This window comes from Paramicrobacterium agarici (assembly GCF_002563955.1).
GTDB lineage: Bacteria > Actinomycetota > Actinomycetes > Actinomycetales > Microbacteriaceae > Paramicrobacterium > Paramicrobacterium agarici.
In genome coordinates this window covers 2,561,292-2,575,477 of record NZ_PDJE01000001.1, presented here as the reverse complement: position 1 = coordinate 2,575,477, position 14,186 = coordinate 2,561,292, and the positions used below count along the sequence as shown (strand labels likewise).

At 64.9% G+C, this 14,186-nt stretch carries 12 protein-coding genes and 2 tRNA genes; 12 read left to right on the top strand and 2 right to left on the bottom strand.

What is annotated here, in order from left to right; translation table 11 throughout:
* The first annotated feature begins 118 nt into the window (after positions 1-118).
* From mvk to ATJ78_RS12580, 8 genes are all read left to right on the top strand, one after another.
* Positions 119-1,078: a mevalonate kinase gene (mvk, locus tag ATJ78_RS12610; protein WP_169923456.1), complete on the top strand. Its 960-nt coding sequence runs from the start codon at positions 119-121 to the stop codon at positions 1,076-1,078.
* Positions 1,078-2,052: a diphosphomevalonate decarboxylase gene (gene mvaD / locus ATJ78_RS12605; RefSeq protein ID WP_098408540.1), complete on the top strand. Its 975-nt coding sequence runs from the start codon at positions 1,078-1,080 to the stop codon at positions 2,050-2,052. The genes mvk and mvaD overlap by 1 nt, the downstream gene beginning before the upstream one ends.
* A complete protein-coding gene (locus ATJ78_RS12600; protein WP_098408538.1) occupies positions 2,049-3,137 on the top strand; it encodes a phosphomevalonate kinase in 1,089 nt (362 codons plus the stop codon). Before mvaD ends, ATJ78_RS12600 begins: the two co-directional genes overlap by 4 nt.
* Positions 3,127-4,212, top strand: a complete 1,086-nt coding sequence (fni, locus tag ATJ78_RS12595; RefSeq protein WP_098408535.1) for a type 2 isopentenyl-diphosphate Delta-isomerase — start codon at positions 3,127-3,129, stop codon at positions 4,210-4,212. Before ATJ78_RS12600 ends, fni begins: the two co-directional genes overlap by 11 nt.
* Positions 4,209-5,249: a hydroxymethylglutaryl-CoA reductase gene (locus tag ATJ78_RS15975; protein ID WP_169923455.1), complete on the top strand. Its 1,041-nt coding sequence runs from the start codon at positions 4,209-4,211 to the stop codon at positions 5,247-5,249. Before fni ends, ATJ78_RS15975 begins: the two co-directional genes overlap by 4 nt.
* A complete protein-coding gene (locus tag ATJ78_RS15970; protein ID WP_169923454.1) occupies positions 5,246-6,400 on the top strand; it encodes a hydroxymethylglutaryl-CoA synthase in 1,155 nt (384 codons plus the stop codon). The genes ATJ78_RS15975 and ATJ78_RS15970 overlap by 4 nt, the downstream gene beginning before the upstream one ends.
* Before the next feature lie 42 nt (positions 6,401-6,442).
* A complete protein-coding gene (gltX, locus tag ATJ78_RS12585; RefSeq protein WP_098408532.1) occupies positions 6,443-7,957 on the top strand; it encodes a glutamate--tRNA ligase in 1,515 nt (504 codons plus the stop codon).
* Between the two features lie 110 nt (positions 7,958-8,067).
* Positions 8,068-8,139, top strand: a tRNA-Gln gene (locus ATJ78_RS12580).
* A gap of 249 nt (positions 8,140-8,388) precedes the next feature.
* Here the strand turns inward: ATJ78_RS12580 and ATJ78_RS12575 are convergent.
* Entirely contained in the window at positions 8,389-9,675 is a 1,287-nt protein-coding gene (locus ATJ78_RS12575) for an MFS transporter (RefSeq protein WP_245836315.1), read from the bottom strand.
* Between the two features lie 80 nt (positions 9,676-9,755).
* On the opposite strand from ATJ78_RS12575, the gene ATJ78_RS12570 reads away from it, so the two are divergent.
* Entirely contained in the window at positions 9,756-10,373 is a 618-nt protein-coding gene (locus ATJ78_RS12570; protein ID WP_098408529.1) for a winged helix-turn-helix domain-containing protein, read from the top strand.
* 114 nt (positions 10,374-10,487) lie between these two features.
* Here the strand turns inward: ATJ78_RS12570 and ATJ78_RS12565 are convergent, their stop codons facing one another.
* Complete coding sequence (locus tag ATJ78_RS12565; protein WP_098409370.1) at positions 10,488-11,129, bottom strand: MBL fold metallo-hydrolase; 642 nt, start codon at positions 11,127-11,129, stop codon at positions 10,488-10,490.
* 172 nt (positions 11,130-11,301) lie between these two features.
* On the opposite strand from ATJ78_RS12565, the gene ATJ78_RS12560 reads away from it, so the two are divergent.
* From ATJ78_RS12560 to ATJ78_RS12550, 3 genes are all read left to right on the top strand, one after another.
* Entirely contained in the window at positions 11,302-12,093 is a 792-nt protein-coding gene (locus tag ATJ78_RS12560; protein WP_098408526.1) for a diacylglycerol/lipid kinase family protein, read from the top strand.
* 96 nt (positions 12,094-12,189) lie between these two features.
* Positions 12,190-12,262 (top strand) — tRNA-Glu (locus tag ATJ78_RS12555).
* A gap of 196 nt (positions 12,263-12,458) precedes the next feature.
* A complete protein-coding gene (locus ATJ78_RS12550) occupies positions 12,459-14,090 on the top strand; it encodes an ABC transporter substrate-binding protein (RefSeq protein ID WP_098408523.1) in 1,632 nt (543 codons plus the stop codon).
* The last annotated feature ends 96 nt before the right edge of the window (positions 14,091-14,186 follow it).

Sequence of the window (14,186 nt, the reverse complement as noted above, 5' to 3'; positions counted from 1 at the left end):
GATAAACTGATCGCCGAACGTTTCCTCCATCAGACGTGCTGCCGACCCGCCGCGTGAGATGTCGAGGTTTGTCCCGGTCGACGCCGACGGGCGAGAACTGATCAGGACGAGAGAACACATGCAGCAACCCGAGCGTTGGGCGGAAGGATCTGCCCATGCCAAGACGATCCTGCTCGGAGAGCACGCGGTCGTGTACGGCCGGCCCGCCATCGCGTTCCCCGTGACCTCGCTCACACTCGTTGCGCACGCCCGGTCGACAGACGGCGGCCTTTCACTTGATACCCCGTATCACCACGGCGCTGTCGCCGGCGACGACAGTCTTTCCTCCCCGCGGGAAGAGCGCCTTGCCGAAGCGGCACTGCGGCACACGCTTGATCACCTCGGACGGCAGCACCACGGGGTCGACGTCACAGTGACGGGACGAATTCCCGCGGCGCGCGGACTGGGCTCCAGTGCAGCGGTCGCGAGCGCTATCGCTTCGGCCGTCGCGCGCCTTGAGGGAGTGTGGCTGTCATACGAGGAGCGCTTCGAGCTCGTGCAATTCGTCGAGCGCATCGCTCATGGCACACCGAGCGGCCTCGACGCGCACGCAACGATGGCCGAGGGTCCGATCATCTTCGAGCGCGGAACAGCGCGGCCGCTGCCACACAAAGGTGTTCCGCCGCTCGTCGTCGCCGACACGGGCGTTGCGGGGCATACGGCCGCTGCCGTTGCCGGGGTGCGCGCGCGCCGAGAGCGGGACGCGAGCGGAGTCGACGCTCGGCTCGACGCGATCGCCGCGCTCGTCGAGGGGGCGCTCGACGAGCTTCGATCGCGCGACTACGTCGGCCTCGGCGAGCGGATGAACGCGTGCCACAGCATCCTGTCCGAGCTTGGAGTCAGCAGCCCGGAGTTGGATGCGCTCGTCAGCGCCGCTCGCAACGCCGGTGCCCTCGGTGCGAAACTGACGGGAGGCGGCCAGGGCGGATGCATCATCGCTCTCGCGCCACGTGCGACCGACGTTCCCGAGCTGGTAGCCGCGCTGAGCGCGGCGGGGGCGACGGGGGCCTGGCCGGTGACTGACAAGGAGGCAGCCTGATGAGCACAGCCATCGCCCACCCCAACATCGCTCTGGCGAAGTACTGGGGAAAGCGCGACGCGACGCTGATTCTTCCCGCCGCAGGCAGTCTCTCGCTCACCCTCGACGTGTTTCCGACGACGACAACCGTGACCGTCGGCGAGGACGACGGCGACGTTGTGTCTCTTGATGGCGTGCAGCTCTCCGGCGACGAATCCGGGCGGGTGCGAACCGTGCTCGACCGCGTGCGCGAGCTCAGCGGGCGACGCGAACACGCGCACGTGACGAGCGTGAACACGGTGCCGACCGCCGCCGGTCTCGCGTCGTCTGCAGCAGCCTTCGCCGCCCTCGCGACGGCAGCGGCCGACGCGTACGGGCTCGAGGCAGATGATCGGATGCTGTCGCGCATCGCCCGCCGAGGGTCGGGATCCGCGTGCCGCTCGATCTTCGCAGGACTGGCCCGGTGGAACGCCGGTGATGACGACGAGAGCTCGTATGCCGAGCCGCTGCGGTGGTCCGGTGCGCCGCTCGCAATGATCGTCGCCGTCGTGAGCTCAGGCCGAAAGTCCGTATCGAGTCGTGACGCCATGCGGCGCACTGCAGAGTCGTCCCCCTACTTTCCCGCCTGGGTGGAGTCGAGCTCGGCGTTGCTCGAGCAGATGAGCGCGGCCGTGGCCGAAGCGGATTTCACGCGCATCGGTCAGCTCACAGAGCAGAGTGCGCTCCGCATGCACGCGAGCATGTTCGGCGCGGTTCCGCCGGTGCGCTACCTGACGGCTGCGAGCATCGCGCTGTTCGATGCGGTCGTGACACTCCGCGCCAGCGGGGTGGAGGCGTATGCGACGGCAGATGCCGGCCCCAACGTGAAGGTGCTGTGCCGCGCAGATGACGCCCGCAACGTCGTCGACGGGCTGACGGCTCTCATGCCGAATGCGGATTACGTGGTGGCGCACGCTGGGTCGGGCTCGCGCATCGTCGACGGGGAGGCCGCATGATCACGGTGAGAGCACCGGGCAAGCTCTTCATCGCCGGAGAGTACGCCGTCGTCGAGCCGGGAAATCCCTCTGTTCTCGTCGCGGTTGATCGGTTCGTGCGCGTCGAGCTGACGCCGAGCGTCGGCAAAGGCAGCATCCACTCAGAGCAATATGGCCGTCAGCCGCTCGTCTGGTATCGAGACGCGCGCGGGATCGTGCTCGACCACGACATGCGTCCCGTCGACTACATTCTCTCGTCGATCGAAACCGTCGAGCAGTACGTGTCCGAGCGTGCCATCGCCCCGCGCTTCTACGACCTTTCGGTGTCGAGCGAGCTTGATGACGTGAGCGGCCGCAAGTTCGGTCTCGGCTCGAGCGCTGCCGTCACGGTGGCGACGATCAACGCGCTCAACCAGTTCTACGATCTGCAGCTCACGCCGCGGCAGCGGTACAAGCTCGCGATGCTCGCCACGATCGCCGTCTCGCCGCACGCCTCGGGAGGCGACCTCGCCGCGAGCACGTTCGGCGGCTGGATCGCCTACTCCGCACCGGATCGCATTCAGGTGCTGCGGTTGCGCGAGGCCCGCGGCGTTGCGGGGGCAATGGACGCAGACTGGGATGGCTTCAGCGTCAGGCGCCTCACGCCGCCGAGCGAGCTTCAGCTGATCGTCGGATGGACGGGAGAGCCGGCGTCGACGTCACGCCTCGTCGACGACCTGCGCGATCGACGGTGGGCAGAGGAGATTCGCTACTCGGACTTTCTCGAACAGAGCAGGCACGACGTCGAGGGCCTCATCGCGTCGCTTGATGCCGACGATGCCGAGGGTGTGAAACGTGCGATCAAGGGCGCGAGGCGCACATTGTCGCAGCTGGATGCTGCAGCGAAAGTGGGCATCGAGACTCCGGCCCTCGCGCGATTGAGCGACACCGCGGAAGCCATCGGTGCGGCGGGGAAGTCGTCTGGCGCCGGCGGCGGCGACTGCGGAGTCGTGCTCGCCTCGCACGACGCGGACCTTTCTGGCTTGCTGAGAGAATGGGAGCGGAGCGACATCCGCCACCTGGCGCTGGCCGTCCACCCCTCGGAAGGAGGCCTCGATGAGCAGTGATCGCAAAGACGACCACGTTCGGCTCGCGACCGAGCAGAACCGGGACCGCCACCGCCCCAACGACTTCGACGACATCCGCTTCGTGCACCACGCCATCGGAGCTGCCGATCTCGACACCGTGAGTCTGTCGACCCGCGTGGGGAGCGACGAGTGGCCGCTTCCGCTGTACATCAACGGCATGACGGGCGGTAGCGAGTCGACCGCGATCATCAATCGCGACCTCGGCGTCGTCGCGAGAGAGACCGGGGTTCCCATCGCAACCGGCTCGATGAGCCCCGTCTTCAAAGACGCGTCGACGTCTCCGGGGTTTCGCGTCATCCGAGACGAGAACCCCGACGGAATCGTGCTCGCCAACCTCAGTGCGAATGCCTCCGTCGAGCAGGCGCTCGAGGCCGTGCGAATCATGCGCGCCGACGGGCTTCAGATTCACATCAACAGCGTGCAAGAGATCGTGATGCCCGAGGGGGACCGCGCCTTCTCGCACTGGCCCGAGAACATCGCCCGCATCGCCGACGCTCTCGACGTGCCCGTCGTCGTCAAGGAAGTCGGATTTGGCATGACCGGCGCCACGGTCGCCCGGCTCGCGTCGCTCGGCGTCGGCGTCGTCGATGTCAGCGGACGCGGGGGCACGAACTTCGCCGCGATTGAGAATTCGCGTCGCACCGGATCGGACTTCAGCATCCTGTCGGAGTGGGGGCAGTCGGCAGTCGCGAGTCTTCTCGACGCACGTGACGTCGCCGATGACGGGAACGTGTCCCTGCTGGCTTCGGGAGGCGTCCGCACACCTCTTGACGCGGTGCGGGCCCTGGCGCTCGGCGCGTCGGCGGTCGGCGTTGCCGGAGGGTTTCTGCGGATTCTTCGCGACGACGGCATCGACGCGCTCATTGCGGAGATCATCAGGTGGACGGAGCAGATTCGCTCGATCACGGCACTGCTCGGTAAAACGACGACGTCAGAGCTCACGACAAGCGACGTCGTGATCCAGGGTGGCGTTCGCGACTACTGTCTCGCCCGTGACATCGACATCAGCGGCTACGCGCGGCGCAGTGAGAGTGAGAAGGGGCAACACGCATGAGCGATACAACATTCGCGCCGGTACCGATGCGCTGGCTCGGCCCCGTGCGTCTGAGCGGAAACGTGATGACCGGGGAGCAGGAGGTTCCCCTCGCAACCTACGAGACCACGCTGTGGCCCTCGGTCCGACGCGGCGCGCACGTGTCCACGATGGTCGATGGCGGCATTCAGGCGACGCTCATCGACGAGCGAATGGCACGGTCCGTGATCTTCGAAGCCGACGATGCACCGGCGGCGCTCGCCGCAGCCCGCCGCATCGAAGCGGATCTTCCCGCTCTGCAGGCCGTCGTCAGTGAGACGAGCCGCTTCGCGCGGCTCATCGACGTCAACCATCAGATCGTCGGCAACCTGCTCTTTCTGCGTTTTGAGTTCGCGACGGGCGACGCCGCGGGGCACAACATGGTCACGCTTGCGTCAGACAAGCTCATGGCGCACGTTCTTCACGCGGACGGTGCACTGCAGTACAGCTCGATATCGGGAAACTACTGCACAGATAAGAAGGCGTCGGCCGTGAATGGCATTCTCGGTCGCGGCAAAAATGTCGTGACGGAGATCGTGATCCCCGAGGAGATCGTCCGACGGCGTCTGCGCACGAGCGCAGATAAGATGGCGCACCTGAACGTCCGCAAGAATCTCATCGGGGGAGCCGTGGCGGGCAGCCTGCGATCCGCGAACGCTCACTACGCGAACATGCTGCTCGGTTTCTACCTGGCAACAGGGCAGGATGCCGCGAACATCGTCGAGGGCTCGCAGGGCTTCACGCACGCCGAGTCCCGCGACGGAGACCTCTACTTCTCGTGTACGATCCCGAACCTCATCGTCGGTTCGGTCGGCAACGGGAAAGGGCTCGACGTCGTCACCGAGAATCTGCACCGGCTGGGGTGTGCCGAAGACCGCGAACCGGGCGATAACGCTCGTCGCCTCGCCGTTCTGTGCGCCGCAACGGTGCTCTGCGGTGAGCTGTCGCTCATGGCGGCCCAGACAAATCCAGGCGAGCTCATGGCCGCCCACGTTCAGTTCGAAAGGAACGCCCGATGACCATCGGTATCCACGACATCTCGGCCGCAACGGGGAGCCTCGTCTTCGCCCTTGCAGATCTTGCTGAGCACGAGGGCATCGATGTGGGCAAGTACCACCGCGGCATCGGCCAGACGGAGATGAGCCTCACAACGGAGGACGAGGACATCGTCACGATGGCCGCGCGCGCGGCGAAGCCGATCCTCGAGCGCCACGGCGTCGAGGGAATACGCACTGTCGTCTTCGCGACGGAGTCGGGCATCGACCAGTCGAAGGCGGCATCCGTGTTTCTGCACGGCGTGCTCGGGCTTCCTCGCTCCGCGCGTGTCGTCGAGGTGAAGGAGGCCTGCTACTCGGCGACGGCAGCCATTCAGTTCGGGCTCGGCATCGTCGAGCGCAGACCCAGCGAGCGTGTTCTCGTGATCGCGAGCGATGTGGCGCGCTACGAGCTCAATTCGAGCGGTGAGGCGACGCAAGGGTCAGGGGCTGTCGCGATGCTCATCGCGAAGGACCCGGCGGTTCTCGAGATCGAACCGGTCTCAGGGCTGTGGACCGACGACGTGTGGGACTTCTGGCGGCCCAACGATCGCAGCACGGCGCTCGTCGACGGCAAGTACTCGGTGCAGGTGTACCTCGAGTCGCTCGAGGGGGCCTGGCAGGACTACCGCGCGAACGGGGGAGCGGAGTTCTCGAGCTTTGCGCGCGTCTGCTACCACCAGCCATTCACGCGCATGGCCGTGAAAGCGCAGCAGCGACTTGCTCGGATCGCGGACCCGGACGGCGAATCGGGCGACATCGATCGCCTCGCTGACACCGTCGAGTACAACGCGCGCATCGGCAACACGTACACGGCGTCGATCTATCTCGCGCTGTTGTCGCTGCTCGACAACGGCCCGGATCTCGCAGGGGAGCGCATCGGGTTCTTCAGTTACGGCTCGGGAGCGGTCGGCGAGTTCTTCGCCGGTGTTCTCGTCCCCGGCTATAAGGCGCAGATGCGCACGGACGAGCTCCAGGGCCTGCTCGAACAGCGGCGGCCCATCGCGTACGACGAGTATCGTCACCGTCACATCGCCTATGACCGCGTCGGCGATTTCGAGACGGCAGACGAGACGCAGGGCGACGTGCGCTTCGCCGGCATCGCGGAACACAGGCGCCTGTACGAGAGTCGCTGACGACAGCATCCGCTCGTGTCGTGCTCGACTAAGATCGAGGTGATGTCTACAGCACCCTCATATCCTTTCTCGTCAGCAACCGGTAGCGACGTGCGCGTGCGCTTCTGCCCGTCTCCGACCGGAACGCCGCACGTCGGGCTCATTCGCACGGCACTGTTCAACTGGGCGTACGCGCGCCACACGGGCGGCAAGCTCGTATTCCGCATCGAAGACACCGACGCCGCCCGAGACAGCGAAGAGAGCTACACGCAGATCATCGAGGGGCTCCGGTGGCTGAACATCGACTGGGACGAGGGAATCGAGGTCGGCGGGCCGCACGGGCCGTATCGACAGTCGCAGCGCAGCTCAGTTTACGACGACGTCATTGAGAAGTTGAAGGCGTCGGGGCACCTGTACGAGAGCTTCTCGACGGCGGAGGAAATCGAAGCTCGCAACGTGCAGGCAGGCCGGCCCGCCCAGCACGGCTACGACAACTACGACCGTGAGCTGACCGACGAGCAGAGGGCGGCGTTCCGCGCCGAAGGACGTCAGCCCGCGCTTCGTCTGAGGGTTCCCGACGAAGACCTCTCGTTCAGCGACCTCGTGCGCGGCGACATCACCTTCCCCGCAGGATCCTTCATCGACTTCGTCGTCGTCCGCCCCAACGGGAAGCCTCTCTACACGTTCGTCAATCCCGTCGACGACGCACTCATGGGAGTCACCCACGTGCTCCGCGGCGAGGACCTTCTTCCGTCGACTCCGCGGCAGATCGCGCTCTACCGCGCGCTCATCGACATCGGGCTGACCTCGTTCGTTCCGCGCTTCGGGCATCTGCCGACGGTGCTGGGAGAGGGCAACAAGAAGCTCTCCAAGCGCAATCCGGAGTCGAACCTCTTTCACCACCGTGACCGCGGGTTCGTTCCCGAAGGGCTCGACAATTACCTTGCGCTGCTCGGCTGGGGCTACTCGGCCGACCGCGATGTCTTCACTCTTGACGAGATGGTGGAGCGGTTCGACATTGTCGACGTCAATCCGAATCCCGCTCGCTTCGACATCAAGAAGGCCGAATCCATCAACGGTGACCACATCCGGATGCTGTCTGTCGACGACTTCGCGGAACGCTGTGTTCCCTACCTCGTCGAGGCCGGAATCCTCACGGAACCGCTGAGCGATGCCCAGCGCGAGATTCTGGCGCAGGCGGCTCCGCTCGTGCAGACGCGCATGAGCCTTCTTGGCGATGCCCCGGGTATGCTCGGCTTTCTCTTTCAGGAGACGTCGTCCGTCGAGCTTCAGGCTGACGCTCTGAAGTCGCTGCCCAAGAACGCTCTCGATGTGCTCGATGCCGCCCTCGCGGCACTGAGAGAGACCGAGGAGTGGTCGGCTGAGACGCTTCAGCAGGTGCTCGCCGAGGCCCTGGTCGAGAAGCTCGAGCTCAAGCCGCGAGTGGCGTATGGGCCGCTTCGCGTCGCGGTCTCCGGCAGGCGCGTGTCACCGCCCCTGTTCGAGTCCATGGAGATCCTCGGCAAAGCCGATTCGATCGCTCGCCTTGAGCGGCTTGCTGCGCACCTCGAGTCCTGAGTTCGACGAGGGCGAAAGGCGACAGGGACACGCCCGGAGGCGGCCGTTTTGGCTCCCGCTCATTCGTCGGCTAAAGTTGTCTCTTGGCTCCGGCAAGCTGGAGTACGCCATGGGGTATGGTGTAATTGGCAACACAGCGGTTTCTGGTACCGCCATTCTTGGTTCGAGTCCAGGTACCCCAGCACTCAGATCCTCACGCGATTGCGTGAGGATCTTTTGTTTTCCACGGCGCCGGTTCGGGCCGGTAACCCGTAACCCACAGGGCCTCTGCGGCGGCGGTTGACACTCTCGCACAACCCCAGCGCGTCGGCCAGCTCTCGACCGCGCACAGGAGCGCGAATCGCGTCTGCGACCCGCATGACCCATGTGCGTGTCACGGCAGCGTCTGCCTTGCGGGGCGATGCGCGGCGCCGGGCGCTACTCGTCTGTGATCATCGCGCGACGAATTTCTGCGCGTGTTCGCCCCACTCTTTTTCACTCGGTAGCGAGCGGAGCGCACGGTTCGACAGCGCAAGAATCACACCCACCGCCGTCAGAGCCGCGCAGGCAACGAGAGTTCCCGTTCGCCCCGCGAACGCCAGCCCGAAGCCGGCGATGAGTGGCGCGAGAGGCATCGCGCCCATGCTGAGCACCCGACTGGCGCTGTTGGCGCGCCCGAGCAGCTCGGTCGGCACCGCAACCATGAAATACCCCATGAGCGCTGAATTGAGCGCGGGAACAAGGAACACGGAGACGCCGATGATCGCCATGATGCCGGGCACAGAGTGGATCGCGGGCAAGATCGCCGTGCCGGCGGTGGCCACGATCAAGCTGCAAATGACGATGACGCCGCCGCGAATGTGCGGAACAAGGAGCGGCGCCACGAATGCTCCCGCGAGCATGACGGCACCAAGAACTGACCCCAGAGCGCCGATCACGAGAGGGGAGTGGCCGGACTGCTGCAGCGAGTAGATGATCGTCGTCACGGCCGAGTTGAACCCCAGGTTGACGATCATCGATACCCAGAGCACTCCTCGAAGATCGACGCGGGAAAGCAGCCAGGCGATTCCCTCGCGTGCTTCGGTGAGCATCGGAGTGCGTCGCGATGCGGCATCCGGTGTCGTGCCGTCCGTAGTGATGCGTGCGTTTAGCTCCTGGCGACGGAGCAACCACGCTGTCACGACGGAGACAAGGTATGTCACGCCCGCGGCAACAGCGACGAGCCAGCCACCGACGGCGAGAAGGGCTCCGCCCAGAGGCCCTCCGGCAAGTTGGATGGCGGCGCCGCGGCCTTGATTTGCCGCTTGCGCTCGACCCATTGCCTCGTCAGGGACCACCTCCTTGAGGGCTGCTTCGCCCGCCGTGTCGAACAGCCCGTCGCGAGCGTTGATGATCACATTCAGAACGAGAAGCACACCGAAGTTGAGTGCCGAGAGGGCGTCAAGAACCGCGAAGCTCCCCGCGAGTGCCACGCCGATGACAGCGCCCAGCAGCATCAGCCCCGTGCGACGGTGCCGGTCGGCAAGGACGCCACCGACGAGCGTGAGGATGAGCGCTGTAATGACGCCAACGGCACCGATGACGCCTGCCTGCGCGGGGCTGTCGGTCACCATGAGCGCGATGAGGGGGACAGCGAAGTCCAGCAGAGACGCGGCGAGCTCTTTCGACGCGTCGCTGACGAACCAGGTGGGGTACCGCTGGACTCGCCAGAGGCGGACGGTCGCTTGTGTGCTGGACATGCCCCAACTGTAGATGTGCAAGGTAATTTGCGCAATAAGAATTGCGCAATTAGTTCTGCATAACACGGTAGGCTGATGGTATGTCAGGAGAAGAGCAGCCCGGTGCTGGTCCCGACCGTCCCGTGACGTCAGATCCTGCCGGAAGCGACGCTCAGACCATGACGAGTGCCATGCTCAAGGCGATGACGCATCCACTGCGGCGTCAGCTGGTTCGCGCGCTGACGAAACGGATGTACGCACGAGCCGCGGACCTCGCGCAGGAGCTGAACGTACCCGCGAATTCGGTGAGTTTTCACCTGCGCGTGCTCGCCGACGCCGGGCTCATTATGGAAGCTCCCGAGAAGACGAACGACAAACGCGATCGCGTCTGGACACCAACGCGAGGGAGTCTGAACGTCGGCTCTCCTGACTACGGCGCCGAAGACATCGAGCTCGCGGGTGTATTGCTGCAGACCATGATCGAGGATCATCTTGATCTTGTGAAGCGCTCGAGTGCGCGGTGGCGCGAGGACATGGTCGGGCACGACCTTCACACCACGATGATGCACCTGAATGTTCCCATGAACGCCGAGGCTGCCAAGAAATTCTTTGAGACGATCAGCCGAATGGCGAGCGAGGCCGCCGAGACGTTCGATGCCGATGATCCAGACGTTCACATGTGGGAGATCGATGTGCTCGGTGCCGACGATACAGTGTGACGGTTATGACGCGCGCGGCGAGCACTGCGAGCTTCGCGCATTTCTCGCGCACGGGGTGATGCCCGACGACTGTGAGTGTGAGAAAGCGACGACGGAAGGCGCAGAGCCGAATTCCTAGATCTCGAGAGATTCTCCGGGCTCTAGGGGAAAGTGCTCGCCGCCCGCTGCCTCGACTACACCGGCGATGCGCTGGTTCGACATGTCTTTGCCGATGCGCGAGAGCACCATCTCGTGTGTGGGGAAGCTGCGCTTCGGGGCCACGTCGGCGACGAAGTCCATGACCTCGCTGATCTTCAGCCACGGCGCGCCTGCCGGCACCGCCATCACGTCGACGTCGACTCCCTCGGGGACCGTGAACGAGTCGCCTCCGTAGTAGACGCTTCCGTTGATCAGCACTCCAAGATTGTCGACGATCGGGATCGATGGGTGAATCACGGCGTGCGTGCCGCCGAAGAACCGCAGCGCGAACGGATCGGCGTCGATCTCGTCTCCGGCTTCGACGACCGTGACGTCGAAGCCTTCGGCAGCCGCGGCGACGCCTGCGGGGCCGAAGATGCGAACGCCGGGATTGATGGCGAGAATCCGCTCAAGCTGCTCAGGCGTCCAATGGTCGGGGTGCTCGTGGGTGATGACCACAGCGACGATTCCCGCAGCATCCGTGATGGGGGCGGTGTACGCGCCCGGGTCCACGATCAACCGCGCGCCGCTGTCATCTCTGAGAATGAACGCGGCGTGCTCGAGCTTTGTGAGGTGCATGTCGTCAGTCTCTCCCTGCGCGGCGGCCTCTGCAAGCCCGGCACTGCCATAATCCAGAGGTGACACATGAACCGGTGCGCATCGCCGTGGCCATCAATCCTGCGTCGAGCTTCGGTGCGCATTCAGCCGTGGGCATGCGCATTGTCGAGGCCCTCGCTGATCGGGCGTCGAAGTGACGACGCTTGTCGAGGCGAGTGCAGAAGAGCTGCTCGCCGCGACAGTCGACGCCGTGCGCGCAACTCCCGACGTGCTCGTCGCCGTCGGGGGAGACGGTCTTGTGAATCTCGCGATCAACGCGCTTGCCGAGAATCAGGTGCCGCTCGCGATCGTTCCGACGGGAACGGGAAATGACCTCGCCCGCGGGCTCGGGATCGCGAGGCAGAAGCCGGATGCTGCCGCGCAGCGCATTCTCGACAGCCTGCGCTCCGGCAGCATCCGCTCCATCGATGTCGGCGTCGCGACGACGTCGGCGGGGGAGCGGCGATTCGGCGGCGTCGTCTCGGTGGGCTTCGATGCCCGAGTGAATGCGCGCGCCAACCGTATGCGCTGGCCGCGTGGCCGGGCTCGGTACGTGGTCGCCACGCTGCGCGAGCTCGCCGGGCTGCGAGCGGAGCGCATGACGATGGCGATGGACTCTGAGATGACCACGCGGGATGTCGCGTTCATGTCGGTCGCCAACAACCGGTTCATCGGCGGCGGAATGGCGATCGCGCCGCACGCGCGACTCGACGACGGCATGCTCGATGTCGTGCGCGTCGACCCGATTTCGCGCGTGACGCTTCTGACCTTCTTTCCCCGCGTCTTCGCCGGCACGCACACGCGCCTGCCTATTGTGCACGAACGGCGAGTGAGCGAGATCACGGTGTCGGGACCCGAGGCCGATGTCTTCGCCGACGGCGAGAATCTGGGTGCGCTGCCCGTCAGCATCCGTGTTCTTCCGCGGGCGCTGCGGGTGATCGTGTGAGCGCCGCGGTGGTACCGACACGCCCGGATTGTTTCTGACGGCGCCGTGATTTGTTGGCGTGCGCACTTCTGTGGCATACTCATGGAGTTGTTTTCAGGCCCCATCGTCTAGCGGCCTAGGACGTCGCCCTCTCACGGCGGTAACGCGGGTTCAAATCCCGCTGGGGTCACAACACGAAAAAGGCCTCCCAGAAGCGCGCTTCTGGGAGGCCTTTTTCGTTGTCGTCACGCCTCGGCAACGTTTTCAGGCTCGATGCCCTCTCGGGCGGTCGACAGCATTATGCTAAGTGCATTGCAGTACAGCAGCGTCGCTGGCCACCCGTGTGCCTGCGGCGTATTCCCAACCAAGAAAGGGATGTACCGAAAATGGCATCCGGAAAGTCCACAGGCCGGCGCGCCCTGACGGCGACTGCAGGTCTCGCAGTCGCCGCACTCGCACTCGCCGGCTGTTCAGGCAGCTCAGGCGGTGACGGCGGATCAGGTGACGGCGGCGGCGCCATCGTCATCGGCACGACCGACAAGATCACCACCATCGACCCCGCCGGCTCGTACGACAACGGCTCGTTCGCGGTGATGAACCAGATCTACCCGTTCCTCATGAACACGCCGTACGGCAGTCCCGATGTCGAGCCCGACATCGCCGAGTCAGCGGAGTTCACCTCGCCGAACGAGTACACGGTCACTCTGAAAGAGGGCCTGACCTTCGCCAACGGCAACGAACTCACGTCGTCAGACGTGAAGTTCAGCTTTGAACGCACCATCAACATCGCCGACCCGAACGGTCCGTCGTCGCTGCTCAACAACGTCGACAGCATCGAGGCGCCCGACGACCTGACCGTCGTCTTCACGCTCAAGAGCGAGAACGACCAGACCTTCCCGCAGGTCCTCTCGAGCCCTGCCGGCCCGATCGTCGATGAGGATGTCTTCTCGGCAGACGAGCTCACGCCAGACAAGGAGATCGTCGACGGAAAGGCGTTCGCCGGCCAGTACTCGATCGAGAGCTACGACTTCAACAACCTCATTCAGTACAAGGCGAACCCTGACTACAAGGGTGTTCTCGGCGCTCCCGAGAACGAGGTCGTCAACGTCAAGTACTACTCCGAGTCGTCGAACCTCAAGCTCGCCGTGCAGGAGGGGGACATCGACGTCGCGTACCGCAGCCTCTCGGCGACCGACGTTGAAGACCTCAAGGGCAAAGACAACGTCAAAGTCACGACGGGACCCGGCGGTGAGATCCGCTACATCGTGTTCAACTTCGACACCATGCCGTTCGGTGCGAAGACCGACAGCGCTGACGAGACCAAGGCGCTCGCCGTGCGCCAGGCGATGGCCGACCTGATCGATCGCGAGCAGATCGCCGAACAGGTCTACAAGGGCACCTACACTCCGCTTTACTCCTACGTTCCCGACGGCCTGACCGGAGCGAACGAGTCTCTCAAGTCGCTCTACGGCGATGGCGAGGGCGGACCGGATGCCGACAAGGCGAAGCAGCGTCTGGAGGACGCGGGCATCGAGACTCCCGTGAAGCTCAGCATCCAGTACTCGAACGACCACTACGGTCCGTCGTCGGCCGACGAGTACGCGCTCATCAAGTCGCAGCTCGAGGCAAATGGCCTCTTCAGCGTCGACCTGCAGACGACGGAGTGGGTGCAGTACTCCGAGGACCGCACGTCAGACGTCTACCCGCTGTATCAGCTCGGATGGTTCCCCGACTACTCCGACGCGGCGAACTATCTGCAGCCGTTCTTCAGCAAGGAGAACTTCCTTCTGAACCACTACGACAACCCTGAGATCCAGGACCTCATCAACCAGCAGCTCGTTGAGGGTGACGCGGACGCCCGCGCTGACCTCATCGGCCAGATTCAGGATGTCGCGGCCCAGACGCTGCCGACGCTGCCGTACCTCCAGGGCGCGCAGATCGCGGTCTCGGGCGCCGACGTCGAGGGCATCACCCTCGATGCGTCGTTCAAGTTCCGCTACGCACCGATCCACAAGTAGATTCCTCATCGAGGGGCGGATGCTCACCAGCATCCGCCCCTCGCCGGGTCACACACCCCCATGTCCCCAGAGAGGCAGGTGGAACGCTGACTTCCC

Bases quoted from the DNA above. Each gene is read 5' to 3' on its own strand.
- ATJ78_RS12570 (WP_098408529.1), top strand. From the start codon at position 9,756: ATGTCAGGAGAAGAGCAGCCCGGTGCTGGTCCCGACCGTCCCGTGACG.
- fni (WP_098408535.1), top strand. From the start codon at position 3,127: ATGAGCAGTGATCGCAAAGACGACCACGTTCGGCTCGCGACCGAGCAG.
- ATJ78_RS15970 (WP_169923454.1), top strand. From the start codon at position 5,246: ATGACCATCGGTATCCACGACATCTCGGCCGCAACGGGGAGCCTCGTC.
- ATJ78_RS15975 (WP_169923455.1), top strand. From the start codon at position 4,209: ATGAGCGATACAACATTCGCGCCGGTACCGATGCGCTGGCTCGGCCCC.
- gltX (WP_098408532.1), top strand. From the start codon at position 6,443: ATGTCTACAGCACCCTCATATCCTTTCTCGTCAGCAACCGGTAGCGAC.
- ATJ78_RS12550 (WP_098408523.1), top strand. From the start codon at position 12,459: ATGGCATCCGGAAAGTCCACAGGCCGGCGCGCCCTGACGGCGACTGCA.
- mvk (WP_169923456.1), top strand. From the start codon at position 119: ATGCAGCAACCCGAGCGTTGGGCGGAAGGATCTGCCCATGCCAAGACG.
- ATJ78_RS12565 (WP_098409370.1), bottom strand. From the start codon at position 11,129: ATGCACCTCACAAAGCTCGAGCACGCCGCGTTCATTCTCAGAGATGAC.
- ATJ78_RS12600 (WP_098408538.1), top strand. From the start codon at position 2,049: ATGATCACGGTGAGAGCACCGGGCAAGCTCTTCATCGCCGGAGAGTAC.
- mvaD (WP_098408540.1), top strand. From the start codon at position 1,078: ATGAGCACAGCCATCGCCCACCCCAACATCGCTCTGGCGAAGTACTGG.
- ATJ78_RS12575 (WP_245836315.1), bottom strand. From the start codon at position 9,675: ATGTCCAGCACACAAGCGACCGTCCGCCTCTGGCGAGTCCAGCGGTAC.